A 14,789-nucleotide genomic window follows, 5' to 3' on the forward strand; every position below is an offset into this window, starting at 1 on the left:
TGCTCCCTCGCCACAAGAGCCAATCAGCGGTTTTCTCAGACGCCGAACTGTGCCCGATAAGCCTCTACCGCCGGCAGATGCTGCTTGAGCTGCGGATCGTCGGCCAAGAATTCCAGCACCTGGTTCAGCGACACAATGCTGATCACCGGAATGCCGAAGTCACGCTCCACTTCCTGGATCGCCGACAGCTCGCCGTTGCCGCGCTCCTGGCGGTTCAGGGCGATCAGCACACCGGCAGCCTTGGCGCCTTCCTGGGAAGCGATGATCTGCATCACTTCGCGAATGGCGGTGCCCGCAGTGATCACGTCGTCGATGATCAATACTTCGCCGGTCAGCGGCGCGCCGACCAGGCTGCCGCCTTCGCCGTGGGCCTTGGCTTCCTTGCGGTTGAAGCACCAGGGCAGGTCGCGGCCGTGGTGTTCGGCCAGGGCGACAGCGGTGGTGGCGGCCAGCGGGATGCCTTTGTAGGCCGGGCCGAACAATACGTCGAACGAGATGCCGCTCTCGACGATGGCTGCGGCATAGAAACGGCCCAACTGCGCCAGGGCGGTTCCACTGTTGAACAAGCCCGCATTGAAGAAGTACGGGCTGGTGCGCCCGGACTTGAGGGTGAATTCACCGAAGCGCAAAACGCCGCGATCGATGGCAAAGCGAATGAAATCGCGCTGATACGCCTGCATGAAAAAAGCCTCAAATACCGCGGATTTAGCTAAATAGGTACACGGCGTGTATCATACACGCACGTGATTTTTGGGGCCATTTATGCGGATCATCAGTGTGAACGTCAATGGTATTCAGGCTGCAGTCGAGCGTGGTTTGCTCAGTTGGCTGCAAGCACAGAATGCCGACGTCATCTGCCTGCAGGACACCCGCGCCTCCGCCTTTGAACTGGACGATGCAGCCTTCCAACTGGATGGTTACTTCCTTTATGCCTGCGATGCCGAAGTCCCCGCCCAAGGTGGCGTGGCTCTGTACTCGCGGCTGCAACCGAAGGCTGTCATCAACGGTCTCGGTTTCGAGACGGCGGACCGCTACGGGCGCTACCTGCAAGCCGATTTCGACAAGGTCAGCATCGCGACCTTGCTGCTCCCTTCGGGGCAGAACGGCGATGAAGATTTGAATCAGAAATTCAAGTTGATGGACGACTTCGCCCGTTACCTTGATAAACAGCGGCGCAAACGTCGCGAGTACATTTATTGTGGCTCGCTGTACGTGGCGCAGCAGAAGCTGGATATCAAGAACTGGCGCGACAGCCAACAGTCTCCTGGCTTCCTGGCGCCGGAACGGGCCTGGATGGACGAGATCATTGGCAACATGGGTTATGTCGACGCCCTGCGTGAAGTCAGCCGTGAAGGCGACCAATACAGCTGGTGGCCAGACAACGAGCAGGCCGAGATGCTCAACCTCGGCTGGCGTTTCGACTACCAGTTGCTGACGCCCGGGTTGCGCCGCTTCGTACGCAGCGCCCGCCTGCCGCGCCAGCCACGGTTCTCGCAGCATGCGCCGCTGATCGTGGACTACGACTGGACGCTGACGATCTAAGCGTCATTCGCACCCATAAAAAAACCGACAGCAATGTCGGTTTTTTTATGAGCGTTCATTCAAATGTGGGAGCTGGCTCCCACAAGGGCAATGCACCATTGATCGTTATTTAACCAACCGCCAGGTAAACGGATACCGATACGGCTGCCCTTCATTGGCTTTCACGCCACCAATGATGGTCAGCACCAGCGCACCGATGGCCACCAGGCCGAACAGGAAGAAGCCGATGACCACAATCATCAGCAGCAGGCTGATCGCCGAGGCAATCGCCACGGTGATCTGGAAGTTCAGCGCTTCCTTGCCCTGGGCATCGATGAACGGGTCGGATTCACGCTTGAGTTGCCAGAGCACCAGCGGCCCGATCAGCGTGCCAAACGGAATCCAGATCCCCAACAAGGCGGACAGGTGACAAAACATTGCCCATTGCCGCGCTTCTTTGCTCGGTTGGGGCAACAGGACTTGCTCATCACTCATGACATTCTCCTTGTCTGAAGCGCCTAACGATCAGTCGGCCAATGCGGCCTTTTGCAATTCGAAGATTTCGTTCATGCCTTTCTTCGCCAGCTCCAGCATAGCGTTCAATTCTTCCGGCTGGAACGGCGCGCCTTCGGCGGTGCCCTGCACTTCGATAAAGCCACCGGCGCTGGTCATGACCACGTTCAGGTCGGTCTCGGCGGCGGAATCTTCCAGGTAGTCCAGGTCCAGCACCGGCTCGCCCTGGTACATGCCCACGGACACGGCGGCGATCATTTGCTTGAGCGGGTCGCCGCCCTTCAGCCCGCCGCGCTTCTTGATCACTTTCAAGGCATCGACCAGCGCAACCATCGCACCGGTAATGGACGCCGTACGGGTGCCGCCGTCAGCCTGGATCACATCGCAATCGACGTACAGCGTGACATCGCCCAGCTTGGACATGTCCAGCGCGGCGCGCAGCGAACGGCCGATCAGACGCTGGATCTCCAGGGTCCGGCCGCCCTGCTTGCCACGGCTGGCCTCACGCTGGTTCCGCTCGCCGGTTGCGCGCGGCAGCATGCCGTATTCGGCGGTCAACCAGCCCTGGCCCTGGCCCTTGAGGAAACGAGGTACGCCGTTTTCGACGCTGACGGTGCAGATGACCTTGGTATCACCGAATTCGACCAGTACGGATCCCTCGGCGTGTTTGGTGTAGTTGCGGGTAATGCGGATCGAGCGAAGCTGATCGGCAGCGCGACCACTTGGACGTTTCATAGGGAACACCTGTACAGGGGACGGAAAACTGCCGGACATTATAGAGCCGTGGGCCGCTAGAGGGCAGTTCTAAAAAACCGATGCGACAGGTGAGCACGCCCGAAGTCCCGACCGACGGGCTGCAGCGCTTTTGTAACCGGAGCTGTTTGGGCGCATGCGTCCCACTGCGCTACAATCCTGCGCCTTTGCTGTTCTTCAGCATCAATCCACAGATCCCAGGCCCCACGAACCACGGTTGTGGCCGGCTTGCATAGCGAGGAATCCCCATGGTGCACAGCATGACCGCCTTCGCCCGTGTCGAAAAGGCCGGCGCCCAAGGCACGCTGAGCTGGGAATTGCGCTCGGTCAATAGCCGCTACCTGGAGCCGCACCTGCGCCTGCCAGAGTCCTTCCGCGACCTCGAAGGCGGTGTGCGCGAAGCGCTGCGCCAGGGCCTGTCCCGGGGCAAACTGGAATGCACCCTGCGTTTTACCGAAGAAAGCAGCGGCAAGACGCTGCAAATCGACCGCGAGCGCGCGGCACAACTGGTCGCCGCTGCCGAAACCGTCGCCAGCCTCATCAAGAATCCCGCCCCCCTGAACCCGCTGGAAGTCCTGGCCTGGCCAGGCGTCCTGGTAGGTGACGCCAGCGATCCACAGGCGCTGAACGCCGAGGCGCTGGCGCTGTTCAACCAAGGCCTGAAAGAACTCAAGGCCGGTCGCGAACGCGAAGGCGCGGAGCTGGCTCGGCTGATCAACGAGCGCCTGACGTCCATTGAAGAGGACGTCACCACACTGCGCGAACTGGTCCCGCAGATGCTCGCCACCCAGCGCCAGAAAGTCCTCGACCGCTTCGCCGACATGAAGGCCGAGCTGGACCCGCAGCGCCTCGAACAGGAAATGGTCATGCTCGCGCAAAAGAGCGACGTGGCCGAAGAACTCGATCGCCTGAGCACCCACATCATCGAAGTCCGCCGGGTGCTCAACTCCGGCGGCGCGGCCGGTCGCCGCCTCGACTTCCTGATGCAGGAGCTCAACCGCGAAGCCAATACACTGGGCTCCAAAGCCTTCGACCCGCGCAGCACGCAGGCGGCGGTCAACCTCAAGGTGTTGATCGAGCAAATGCGCGAACAAGTGCAGAACATTGAGTAAGGCTAACCCGACATGACCCACAGCACCGGCACTCTCTACATCATTTCCGCGCCTTCGGGCGCCGGCAAGACCAGCCTGGTCAAGGCCCTGATCGACGCCGAGCCGCAGATCCGCGTCTCGGTCTCGCACACCACCCGCGCCATGCGCCCGGGCGAAGTCAACGGCGTGAACTATCACTTCGTCGATCGCGAAGAGTTCGTGAAGATGGCCGAGCACGGCGACTTCCTCGAGCGCGCCGAGGTCTTCGGCAACCTCTACGGCACATCGCAAAGCTTCCTGCAGCAAACCCTCGACGAAGGCCACGACCTGATCCTGGAAATCGACTGGCAAGGCGCCGAGCAGGTGCGCAAGTTGATGCCCCACGCCCGTTCGATCTTCATCTTGCCGCCGAGCCAGCAAGCCTTGCGCCAGCGCCTGACCAACCGCGGCCAGGACAGCGACGAAATCATCGAGGGCCGAATGCGCGAAGCAGTCAGCGAGATGAGCCACTACGTCGACTACGACTACCTGATCATCAACGACGATTTCGCCCATGCGCTGGACGACCTGAAGGCGATTTTCCGCGCCAGCCAGCTGCAACAGAAACGCCAACAGCAACGTTTCGGTAAATTATTGGCCGAACTGCTGGGCTGAACAGCCCTTCCCAAAACCGCTGCGACGGCTTTACATTGGTACTCGCAGCGCGCCGAGGGGTTTGGTTAAAAAATCAGCGCTTCCCTAAACGCTGGTGTTTTTTTAAACTGTCGAGTCCGCTCGCCCAACCGGGCAGCGCGCATATTGCATTCGCTCCGAGGAATACCATGGCCCGCGTAACCGTTGAAGACTGCCTAGAACACGTGGAAAACCGCTTTGAGCTGGTCATGCTCTCTACCAAGCGTGCCCGTCAACTGGCCACCGGCGGCAAAGAGCCATTGGTCCAGTGGGAAAACGACAAGCCTACCGTGGTAGCGCTGCGTGAAATCGCCGAAGGCCTGATGAGCTACGAGTTCATCGCCAACGCTGAAATCGTTGAAGACGAACCGCTGTTCGCAGCGTTCGAGGACGAGTCCAACGAGGCGGTCTAAGCCTATGCCTGGTCGACGTAGCACGGCGCGGGGTCACAGCAGACGGCAGGAGTCATCATCATGCCGAGCATAGACGCCCTCGCCGATCGCTTATCGGCCTACCTCGGCACGGACCAGGTCAACCTGGTCCGCCGAGCCTATTTCTACGCCGAACAAGCCCACGACGGCCAGCGCCGCCGCAGCGGCGAGGCGTACGTCACGCACCCGCTTGCGGTGGCGAATATTCTTGCCGACATGCACATGGACCATCAGAGCCTGATGGCGGCCATGCTGCACGACGTGATCGAAGACACCGGCATCGCCAAGGAAGCGCTGCAAGCGCAGTTTGGCGAAACCGTGGCCGAACTGGTCGACGGGGTCAGCAAGTTGACCCAGATGAACTTCGAGACCAAGGCCGAGGCCCAGGCCGAGAACTTCCAGAAAATGGCCATGGCCATGGCCCGCGACATCCGCGTGATCCTGGTCAAGCTCGCCGACCGTTTGCACAACATGCGCACCCTGGAAGTGCTGTCTGGCGAAAAACGCCGGCGCATCGCCAAGGAAACCCTGGAAATCTACGCACCCATCGCCAACCGCCTGGGCATGCATGCGATCCGCATCGAGTTCGAGGACCTGGGCTTCAAGGCGATGCACCCGATGCGTTCGGCGCGCATCAACCAGGCCGTCAAGCGCGCCCGGGGCAACCGCAAGGAAATCGTCAACAAAATCGAAGAGTCCCTGAGCCATTGCCTGGCGATCGACGGCATCGAAGGCGAAGTCAGCGGGCGACAGAAGCACCTCTACGGCATCTACAAGAAAATGCGCGGCAAGCGCCGGGCCTTCAACGAGATCATGGACGTCTACGCGTTCCGGATCATCGTCGACAAGGTCGATACCTGCTACCGCGTGCTGGGGGCTGTACATAATTTGTACAAACCGTTGCCAGGGCGCTTCAAGGACTACATCGCGATCCCCAAGGCCAACGGCTACCAGTCGCTGCACACCACGCTGTTCGGCATGCACGGCGTACCGATCGAGATCCAGATCCGCACCCGCGAAATGGAAGAGATGGCCAACAACGGCATCGCTGCCCATTGGCTGTACAAATCCAGCGGCGACGAACAACCCAAGAGCACCCACGCCCGCGCGCGGCAGTGGGTCAAGGGTGTGCTGGAAATGCAGCAGAGGGCTGGCAATTCCCTGGAGTTCATCGAGAGCGTGAAGATCGACCTGTTCCCGGACGAGGTCTATGTCTTCACGCCCAAGGGCCGGATCATGGAGCTGCCCAAAGGCTCCACGGCCGTGGACTTTGCCTATGCCGTGCACACCGACGTCGGCAACAGCTGCATCGCCTGCCGCATCAATCGCCGCCTGGCACCGTTGTCCGAGCCATTGCAAAGTGGCTCCACGGTGGAAATCGTCAGCGCCCCCGGCGCGCGACCCAACCCGGCGTGGCTCAACTTCGTGGTCACCGGCAAGGCCCGCACGCATATCCGTCACGCACTGAAGCTGCAGCGCCGCTCCGAATCCATCAGCCTGGGCGAACGCCTGCTGAACAAGGTGCTAAACGGTTTCGACAGTTCGCTGGACAAGATCCCGACGGAACGCGTGCAGGTCATGCTCAACGAATACCGTCTCGAATTGATCGAAGACCTGCTCGAAGACATTGGCCTGGGCAATCGCATGGCCTACGTCGTCGCCCGCCGCCTGCTTGGCGAAGGCGAACAGCTGCCAAGCCCTGAGGGCCCACTGGCGATTCGCGGCACCGAAGGCCTGGTGCTCAGCTATGCCAAGTGCTGCACACCGATCCCGGGCGACCCGATTGTCGGCCACCTGTCCGCCGGCAAGGGGATGGTGGTGCACCTGGACAACTGCCGCAACATCAGCGAAATCCGCCACAACCCGGAAAAATGCATCCAGCTTTCGTGGGCCAAGGATGTCACCGGCGAATTCAACGTCGAACTGCGCGTCGAGCTGGAGCACCAGCGCGGCCTGATTGCCCTGCTGGCCAGCAGCGTCAACGCCGCCGACGGCAACATCGAGAAAATCAGCATGGACGAACGCGACGGTCGTATCAGCGTCGTCCAACTGGTGGTCAGCGTGCACGACCGTGTGCACCTGGCCCGCGTGATCAAGAAACTGCGCGCCCTGACAGGGGTCATCCGCATCACCCGGATGCGCGCATAGCGCCTCACCCGCCCACATTACAAGGAGTCATGAATGACCAAGACCGTAATCTCCAGCGACAAGGCCCCGGCCGCCATCGGCACTTACTCCCAGGCGATCAAGGCGGGTAATACCGTGTACATGTCCGGCCAGATCCCGCTGGACCCGAAAACCATGGAGCTGGTCGAGGGCTTCGAAGCCCAGACCGTGCAAGTTTTCGAGAACTTGAAGGCCGTGGCCGAGGCTGCCGGCGGCTCATTCAAGGACATCGTCAAGCTCAACATCTTCCTCACCGACCTGAGCCACTTCGCCAAGGTCAACGAGATCATGGGCAAGTATTTCGACCAGCCTTACCCTGCCCGCGCCGCCATTGGCGTGGCCGCCTTGCCAAAAGGCGCCCAGGTCGAGATGGACGCTATCCTGGTCATCGAATAAACAACCCGGCGCAGCCTCACCCGTTGCGCCGTTTTCGTTCTGAAAGGATTCCTTCATGCGCAAAGCGCTTGCCTTCTCGCTGCTTGCCCTCCTCCTGAGCGGCTGCGCCAGCAACCCTGCCGACCGTGACATCAGCGGCACCTGGATCAACCAGGCCGCCATCGACGCTGCCGCCAAGGGCGGCCCGCTTCGCGAAGCACTGCAGGCCTACGGGCCAAACCTGGAATGGGACGTCAACACCCGGGCCGGCCAGGCGCGCTACACCAATGGCTTTGAAAACGTTGAAGGCAAGTTGCTGGGCGAAGAAGACGGCGCCTGGAAAGTCAACTTCTACGGCAGCTCCGCCAGCGAACTCAAGCGCGACGGCGACCAGTTGAGCCAGACCGCTACCGAGAACGAACCACAGCAGGTGTTCGACCGTGCGCAAGTACAGGTACCGGAAGGCGCACCGATTGGCGCCAGTTTCGAACGAGCCCTGTATTCGGCTTATCTCGGCGGCACCTGGAACATTGCCGAAGGTCCCGGCCAGGGTGCCACCGTGCAATTCCAGCCTGATGGCCAGGTCAGCGGCTTGCCGGGCGCCGATCGCTACGCCTTGTGCCTGGCTGGCGGCTGCGCCTCCATGAGCAATGGCAACGACAATATCTGGCTACAGCAGAACGGCCTGGGCAACACCTGGATCTTTGCCCGCGACGGCAAGAAGCTGGAAATCTTCGAGACCGTCAACGCGTCTCTCGCCGATGAAATTCCATCGTTCACGCCGGGCGCTCGCAAGTGGGTGCTTGAAAAACAATAGGAGCCCCGACGGGTCCCCCTGTGGGAGCTTGCTCGCTCCCACAGTTTGTTTTGAGGTGACTGTAAATCAGCAGCGCCCTTCCAGAATCGCCGCATACCCCTCGCGAAAACTCGGATAACGCGGCACCCAGCCCAACGCCTTCGCCCGGGCATTGCTGCAGCGCTTGCTGCCGGCGCGGCGCACGCTGGCGTCTTCGGCCCATTCGGTGACGCCCATATAATCGCGCAACCAGCCCACCACCTCGGCCAGCGGCGCGGGGGCATCGTCGACACCGATGTAGCAGTCTTCCAGCGTCCGGCCCTGATGATCAGCTTTCAGCAGGTACGCCAGCAGGCCGGCGGCATCGTCGGCGTGGATGCGATTGGCGTACAGCGGTGGATCGATCACCACGCGATAGCCTTGGCGTACCTGGCTCAGCAGCCATTCCCGGCCCGGTCCATAGATGCCGGTCAGGCGCACACGACTGGCCGGGATGCCGCTGTCGAGCGCCAATTGCTCGGCCTCCAGCATCACCTGTCCGGAATAACCGCCCGCCTCGGTAGACGAGCTTTCATCGACCCATTCGCCTTTCTGCTGCCCGTACACACTGCTGCTGGACACGAAAAGCAATCGCCTGGGCCGCTGGCCATGCTGTTCCAGCCAGCCCAACACATGCCGTAACCCTTCGACATAAGCCGTGCGATAGCCCGCCTCGTCATGATCGGTGGCGGCGGCGCTATAAACTACATAATCCAAGGGGCCCGTGGGCCAATCAGCGGGGCATTGCTCGCTGAACAAGTCTCCTGCGACGCCGACAACCCCCGCCGGCAGGTTCGAAACCGTACGCCGCAAGCCATGGACGCGCCAATGCTCGGCCACCAGTTGGCTGGCCAGGCGACCACCAATATCACCGCAGCCGGCGATCAAAACAGAAGGCGCGGACATCATGAACTCCTCTGGAAAAGCCGCAGACTAGCCCTCGAGAGGGACGAGCGGCTAGCCATACGCGAAAAAAAGTTACTGTATTACTTTTGTTAACAAGAATTACTTGCAATAATGCTCGCCACTTTTGTTCTCGGCCTCACGAGGCCTGGAAGAACATCAACCTTCTTTAATTCTCAGGTCCGGCCAGCATGACACGCTCTCTCTCTTCCGCTTCGCCAACCAACCGACCTCGCGCCTGGAGCGCAGTGGCAGCCTTGTTGCTCAGCCTGATGCTGGCGCCAAGCGCCGCCTTCGCTGATGCCCAGGCGCCCGCCACGACACCGGCCACCACGCCTACGGCCGCCCAGGCACCCGCCGACCCGGCCGCCCCCGTTGCGACGCCCGTGGCCACCGATCCGGCCCAGGCCGTCGAGGCCGACACTCCCCAAGTGCTCGAAGCGGACAATACCCTGGGCATGGCCCACGACCTGTCGCCCTGGGGCATGTACAAGAACGCCGACGTGGTCGTCAAAGCCGTGATGATCGGCCTGGCCATCGCCTCGATCATCACTTGGACCATCTGGATCGCCAAGGGCTTCGAACTGCTGGGCGCCAAGCGCCGCCTGCGGGGTGAAATCGCCGCGCTGAAAAAAGCCGCCACGCTCAAGGAAGCCAGCACCACCGCCGGCAAGGAAGGCACCCTTGCCAACCTGCTGGTGCATGACGCCCTCGAAGAGATGCGCCTGTCGGCCAACAGCCGCGAGAAGGAAGGCATCAAGGAGCGCGTCAGCTTCCGCCTCGAGCGCCTGGTCGCGGCCTGCGGTCGCAACATGAGCAGCGGCACCGGCGTGCTCGCTACCATCGGCTCCACCGCGCCGTTCGTCGGCCTGTTCGGTACCGTGTGGGGGATCATGAACAGCTTCATCGGCATCGCCAAGACCCAGACCACCAACCTCGCCGTCGTCGCCCCCGGCATCGCCGAAGCCTTGCTGGCGACCGCACTGGGGCTGGTTGCGGCCATCCCGGCGGTGGTCATCTACAACGTCTTCGCCCGCTCCATTGCCGGCTACAAGGCCCAGGTTTCCGATGCTTCGGCCGAAGTCCTGCTGCTGGTCAGCCGCGATCTCGATCACCTGCCGCCCGAGCGTGGCTCGCAACCGCACATGGTGAAAGTGGGGTAATCGGCCATGGGCCTGCATTTGAAAGAAGGCGCAGACGACGATCTGGCCGAGAACCACGAAATCAACGTCACGCCGTTCATCGACGTGATGCTGGTGTTGCTGATCATCTTCATGGTGGCCGCCCCGCTCGCCACCGTGGACATCAAGGTTGACCTTCCGGCATCGACGGCCAAGCCATCGCCACGGCCGGAGAAACCGGTGTTCCTGAGCGTCAAGGCCGACCAGCGCCTGTTCCTGGGCGAAGAGGAAATCAAGGTCGAGAGCCTCGGCCCGACCCTGGACGCCAAGACCCAGGGCAAGAAAGACACAACGATCTTCTTCCAGGCCGACAAAGGCGTGGACTACGGCGACCTGATGAGCGTGATGGACGCCCTGCGCGGCGCCGGTTACCTGAAGGTCGGCCTGGTCGGACTCGAGACGGCGCCGAAGAAATGATCACGACGCGCCAAAAGCTGACGCGTTACAGCGGTAGCCTGGCCGTGGTGCTGGGCGTGCACGCGCTGGCCATCGCACTGACGCTGAACTGGACGACACGTGCGCCCATCGAGTTGCCGCCCCAGGCGATGATGGTCGAACTGGCCCCGGTTCCAGCACCGCCACCGCCTGCCCCGCCGAAAGTCGTCGCACCGCCGCAACCGCCCGAGCCGGTGGAAGAGCTGCCGCTGCCGAAACTGGCCGAAGCACCGAAGGCGGAAATCGCCGTGCCCAAGCCGGTCAAGCCCAAGCCGAAGCCTCAACCGCCCAAGCCCAAGCCGGTGGAGAAGAAGCCGGAGCCGCCGAAGGAAACACCATCGGAGCAAAAGCCCGCCGACACCCAGCCCACCCAGGCCCCCACCGAAAAGTCGGCGCAGCCGGCCCCAGGCCCTTCGCCCGCGCAAATGGCGGCCAAGGCCAGCTGGCAAGGCACGCTGCTGGCGCACCTGGGCAAATACAAGAAGTACCCGGCGAGCGCCCAGGCACGCGGCAAGGAAGGCATGAACCGCTTGCGGTTCGTGGTGGATGCCGAGGGCAACGTCGTGTCCTTCGAACTGGTGGGCAAGTCAGGCAACGCCGATCTGGACCGGGCCACCCTGGAAATGATCCGTCGCGCCCAACCGCTGCCCAAGCCACCGGCCGACCTGTTGACCAACGGCACGGTCGAACTGACGGCGCCGTTCCTGTATTCCATCGACAAGCGTCGGCGCTGAGCTCAAATTGCAAGCCCCTGTTCCAGGGGCTTCTTATTTTCTGGCGAGTGTCGCACCGCGCCTCCAGTCTGATAACGTGCGTCTATCGATTGCAGCCGGTATGCTTGGCTCGCAACTTCACGGACGTTCGCCATGACCCTCACAGAATTACGCTACATCGTGACCCTCGCCCAAGAGCAGCATTTCGGCCACGCGGCCGAACGTTGCCATGTCAGCCAGCCGACACTCTCGGTGGGCGTGAAAAAGCTTGAAGACGAACTCGGTGTGCTTATTTTCGAGCGCAGCAAAAGCGCGGTGCGCCTGACCCCGGTGGGTGAAGGCATCGTGGCACAGGCGCAAAAAGTGCTGGAACAGGCACAGGGCATTCGCGAGCTGGCCCAGGCCGGCAAGAACCAGCTGACCGCCCCGTTGAAAGTCGGCGCGATCTACACCGTCGGGCCGTACCTGTTTCCGCACCTGATTCCACAACTGCACCGGGTCGCCCCGCAGATGCCGTTGTACATCGAAGAAAACTTCACCCACGTGCTGCGCGACAAGCTGCGCAACGGCGAGTTGGACGCGATCATCATCGCCCTGCCGTTCAACGAAGCCGACGTACTGACCTTGCCGCTCTACGACGAACCTTTCTACGTCCTGATGCCGGCCCAGCATCCCTGGACCCAGAAAAAAACCATCGACGCCGGCCTGCTCAACGACAAGAGCCTTTTGTTGCTCGGCGAAGGCCACTGCTTCCGCGACCAGGTGCTCGAAGCCTGCCCGACGCTGACCAAGGGCAGCGAAGGCGCCAAGCACACCACCGTGGAATCCAGCTCCCTGGAAACCATTCGCCACATGGTCGCTTCGGGCCTGGGCATTTCGATCCTGCCGTTGTCGGCGGTGGATAGCCACCATTACTCCCCCGGCGTGATCGAAGTCCGCCCGCTGACGGCGCCGGTGCCGTTCCGTACCGTTGCCATCGCCTGGCGCGCCAGCTTCCCGCGACCCAAGGCCATCGAGATCCTCGCCGACTCGATCCGCCTGTGCTCCGTGGCCAAGCCGCCCGCCGCCAAGTAAGCCGTTGCCATGACTGAGCTGTCGAAAGTGCCGGTGACGACACTCAAGGGTGTCGGTGAAGCCATGGCCGAGAAACTGGCCAAGGTCGGCCTGGAAAACCTCCAGGACGTGCTGTTTCACCTGCCGTTGCGCTATCAGGATCGCACCCGCGTGGTGCCCATCGGTCATTTACGGCCCGGGCAGGATGCCGTGGTGGAAGGCACCGTCAGCGGCGCCGACGTGGTCATGGGCCGGCGTCGCAGCCTGGTGGTGCGCCTGCAGGACGGCACCGGCGGGCTGAGTCTGCGCTTCTATCATTTCAGCAATGCGCAAAAGGAAGGCCTCAAGCGTGGCACCCGCGTGCGCTGCTACGGCGAGGCCCGGCCCGGTGCATCGGGGTTGGAGATCTATCATCCGGAATACCGCGCCATCACCGGCGACGAACCGCCGCCCGTGGCGGAAACCCTGACGCCGGTCTACCCGCTCACCGAAGGCCTGACCCAACAGCGCCTGCGCCAGCTCTGCCAGCAGACGCTGACGATGCTGGGCCCCACCAGCCTGCCGGACTGGTTGCCCAAGGAGTTGGCGCGCGATTATCAACTTGCACCGCTGGCCGACGCGATTCGCTACTTGCATCACCCACCCGCCGACGCGGATGTGGAAGAACTCGCCCTCGGCCACCACTGGGCCCAGCATCGCCTCGCCTTCGAAGAGCTGCTGACCCATCAGCTGTCCCAGCAACGCTTGCGCGAAAGCCTGCGCTCGCTGCGCGCCCCGGCGATGCCCAAGGCGACGAAACTGCCGGCGCGGTACCTGGCCAATCTCGGTTTCACCCCCACCGGCGCGCAGCAGCGGGTCGGCAACGAGATCGCCTACGACCTGAGCCAGCCCGAGCCAATGCTGCGGTTGATCCAGGGCGACGTTGGCGCGGGCAAGACCGTGGTCGCCGCCCTCGCCGCGCTGCAAGCCTTGGAAGCGGGCTACCAGGTGGCGTTGATGGCGCCCACCGAGATCCTGGCCGAACAACACTTCATCACCTTCCAGCGCTGGCTCGAACCCCTGGGCATCGAAGTCGCCTGGCTGGCCGGCAAGCTCAAGGGCAAGAACCGCGTCGCCGCCCTCGCGCAGATCGCCGAAGGCGCGCCGATGGTGGTCGGCACCCATGCGCTGTTCCAAGACGAGGTGCAGTTCAAGAACCTTGCCCTGGTGATCATCGACGAACAGCACCGCTTCGGCGTCCAACAGCGCCTGGCCTTGCGGCAGAAAGGCGTCGGCGGGCGGATGTGCCCGCACCAATTGATCATGACCGCGACGCCGATCCCGCGGACCCTGGCGATGAGCGCCTACGCCGACCTCGACACTTCGATCCTCGACGAACTGCCCCCGGGCCGCACGCCGGTCAATACCGTGCTGGTTACCGATACCCGACGAGTGGAAGTCATCGAGCGCGTGCGCAGCGCCTGCGCCGAGGGCCGGCAGGCCTATTGGGTTTGCACCTTGATCGAAGAGTCGGAAGAGCTGACTTGCCAGGCGGCCGAGACCACTTTCGAGGACCTCACCGCCGCGCTCGGCGAGCTGAAGGTCGGGTTGATCCACGGTCGCATGAAGCCCGCCGAAAAAGCAGCCGTGATGGCCGAATTCAAGGCCGGCGCCCTGCAGTTGCTGGTCGCCACCACCGTGATCGAAGTCGGCGTCGACGTCCCCAACGCCAGCCTGATGATTATCGAAAACCCTGAGCGCCTGGGCCTGGCGCAGCTGCACCAGCTGCGTGGCCGGGTCGGCCGGGGCAGCGCCGCCAGCCATTGCGTGCTGCTGTACCACCCGCCGCTGTCGCAGATCGGCCGCCAGCGCCTGGGCATCATGCGCGAAACCAACGACGGTTTTGTCATCGCCGAAAAAGACCTCGAACTGCGCGGCCCGGGTGAAATGCTCGGCACGCGCCAGACGGGTCTGCTTCAATTCAAGGTGGCCGACCTGATGCGCGACGCCGACCTGCTCCCGGCGGTACGCGATGCCGCCCAGGCGCTGCTGGAGCGCTGGCCCGACCATGTCAGCCCGTTGCTGGACCGCTGGCTGCGCCATGGGCAGCAATACGGCCAAGTGTGAGCACGCGCTCAGTTTTCTGGACGCGCCTTCTGGACAAGCTG

Annotated in this window: 16 protein-coding genes; 12 read left to right on the forward strand and 4 right to left on the reverse strand. The window is 62.6% G+C overall.

Annotated features, from left to right (window positions below):
* Nucleotides 1–35 precede the first annotated feature (35 nt).
* Entirely contained in the window at nucleotides 36–680 is a 645-nt protein-coding gene (pyrE, locus tag VQ575_RS26280; RefSeq protein WP_039590108.1) for an orotate phosphoribosyltransferase, read from the reverse strand.
* 82 nt (nucleotides 681–762) lie between these two features.
* Between pyrE and VQ575_RS26285 the strand changes: the two genes are divergently transcribed.
* The gene (locus VQ575_RS26285; RefSeq protein ID WP_013694557.1) at nucleotides 763–1,542 is read left to right on the forward strand and encodes an exodeoxyribonuclease III; all 780 of its coding nucleotides are present in this window, start codon (nucleotides 763–765) and stop codon (nucleotides 1,540–1,542) included.
* 105 nt (nucleotides 1,543–1,647) lie between these two features.
* On the opposite strand, the gene VQ575_RS26290 is transcribed toward VQ575_RS26285, so the two are convergent.
* Nucleotides 1,648–2,016, reverse strand: a complete 369-nt coding sequence (locus VQ575_RS26290) for a DUF4870 domain-containing protein (RefSeq protein ID WP_039593637.1) — start codon at nucleotides 2,014–2,016, stop codon at nucleotides 1,648–1,650.
* 30 nt (nucleotides 2,017–2,046) lie between these two features.
* Complete coding sequence (gene rph / locus VQ575_RS26295; RefSeq protein ID WP_003177262.1) at nucleotides 2,047–2,769, reverse strand: ribonuclease PH; 723 nt, start codon at nucleotides 2,767–2,769, stop codon at nucleotides 2,047–2,049.
* 266 nt (nucleotides 2,770–3,035) lie between these two features.
* Between rph and VQ575_RS26300 the strand changes: the two genes are divergently transcribed.
* From VQ575_RS26300 to VQ575_RS26325, 6 genes are all read left to right on the forward strand, one after another.
* On the forward strand, nucleotides 3,036–3,899 hold the full coding sequence (locus VQ575_RS26300; RefSeq protein ID WP_039593636.1) for a YicC/YloC family endoribonuclease: 864 nt from the start codon (nucleotides 3,036–3,038) through the stop codon (nucleotides 3,897–3,899).
* A 12-nt stretch (nucleotides 3,900–3,911) separates the two neighbouring features.
* Nucleotides 3,912–4,532, forward strand: a complete 621-nt coding sequence (gmk, locus tag VQ575_RS26305; protein ID WP_039593635.1) for a guanylate kinase — start codon at nucleotides 3,912–3,914, stop codon at nucleotides 4,530–4,532.
* Between the two features lie 167 nt (nucleotides 4,533–4,699).
* Nucleotides 4,700–4,963: a DNA-directed RNA polymerase subunit omega gene (gene rpoZ / locus VQ575_RS26310; protein ID WP_003177259.1), complete on the forward strand. Its 264-nt coding sequence runs from the start codon at nucleotides 4,700–4,702 to the stop codon at nucleotides 4,961–4,963.
* A gap of 60 nt (nucleotides 4,964–5,023) precedes the next feature.
* Entirely contained in the window at nucleotides 5,024–7,129 is a 2,106-nt protein-coding gene (gene spoT, locus VQ575_RS26315; RefSeq protein ID WP_039593634.1) for a bifunctional GTP diphosphokinase/guanosine-3',5'-bis pyrophosphate 3'-pyrophosphohydrolase, read from the forward strand.
* Nucleotides 7,130–7,162: 33 nt separating this feature from the next.
* Nucleotides 7,163–7,543 carry a RidA family protein gene (locus tag VQ575_RS26320; protein WP_030142177.1) on the forward strand — a complete coding sequence of 127 codons (381 nt, stop codon included), beginning with the start codon at nucleotides 7,163–7,165 and terminating at the stop codon, nucleotides 7,541–7,543.
* A 55-nt stretch (nucleotides 7,544–7,598) separates the two neighbouring features.
* Nucleotides 7,599–8,339: a hypothetical protein gene (locus VQ575_RS26325; RefSeq protein ID WP_039593633.1), complete on the forward strand. Its 741-nt coding sequence runs from the start codon at nucleotides 7,599–7,601 to the stop codon at nucleotides 8,337–8,339.
* 66 nt (nucleotides 8,340–8,405) lie between these two features.
* Here the strand turns inward: VQ575_RS26325 and VQ575_RS26330 are convergent, their stop codons facing one another.
* Nucleotides 8,406–9,263: an NAD-dependent epimerase/dehydratase family protein gene (locus tag VQ575_RS26330; protein WP_039593632.1), complete on the reverse strand. Its 858-nt coding sequence runs from the start codon at nucleotides 9,261–9,263 to the stop codon at nucleotides 8,406–8,408.
* 188 nt (nucleotides 9,264–9,451) lie between these two features.
* Between VQ575_RS26330 and exbB the strand changes: the two genes are divergently transcribed.
* The 5 genes from exbB to recG all read left to right on the forward strand — a co-directional run bounded on the left by exbB (nucleotide 9,452) and on the right by recG (nucleotide 14,748).
* Nucleotides 9,452–10,423 carry a tonB-system energizer ExbB gene (gene exbB / locus VQ575_RS26335; protein ID WP_039593631.1) on the forward strand — a complete coding sequence of 324 codons (972 nt, stop codon included), beginning with the start codon at nucleotides 9,452–9,454 and terminating at the stop codon, nucleotides 10,421–10,423.
* A 6-nt stretch (nucleotides 10,424–10,429) separates the two neighbouring features.
* A complete protein-coding gene (gene exbD / locus VQ575_RS26340) occupies nucleotides 10,430–10,858 on the forward strand; it encodes a TonB system transport protein ExbD (RefSeq protein ID WP_030142181.1) in 429 nt (142 codons plus the stop codon).
* Nucleotides 10,855–11,610 (forward strand): energy transducer TonB family protein, encoded by a 756-nt coding sequence (locus VQ575_RS26345; RefSeq protein ID WP_039593630.1) that lies wholly within the window; start codon nucleotides 10,855–10,857, stop codon nucleotides 11,608–11,610. The genes exbD and VQ575_RS26345 overlap by 4 nt, the downstream gene beginning before the upstream one ends.
* Nucleotides 11,611–11,742: 132 nt before the next feature.
* A complete protein-coding gene (locus tag VQ575_RS26350; RefSeq protein ID WP_039593629.1) occupies nucleotides 11,743–12,663 on the forward strand; it encodes a hydrogen peroxide-inducible genes activator in 921 nt (306 codons plus the stop codon).
* A 9-nt stretch (nucleotides 12,664–12,672) separates the two neighbouring features.
* Nucleotides 12,673–14,748 carry an ATP-dependent DNA helicase RecG gene (recG, locus tag VQ575_RS26355; RefSeq protein WP_198724518.1) on the forward strand — a complete coding sequence of 692 codons (2,076 nt, stop codon included), beginning with the start codon at nucleotides 12,673–12,675 and terminating at the stop codon, nucleotides 14,746–14,748.
* Nucleotides 14,749–14,789: the final 41 nt, after the last annotated feature.

Source organism: Pseudomonas frederiksbergensis (genome assembly GCF_035751725.1).
GTDB lineage: Bacteria > Pseudomonadota > Gammaproteobacteria > Pseudomonadales > Pseudomonadaceae > Aquipseudomonas > Aquipseudomonas frederiksbergensis_A.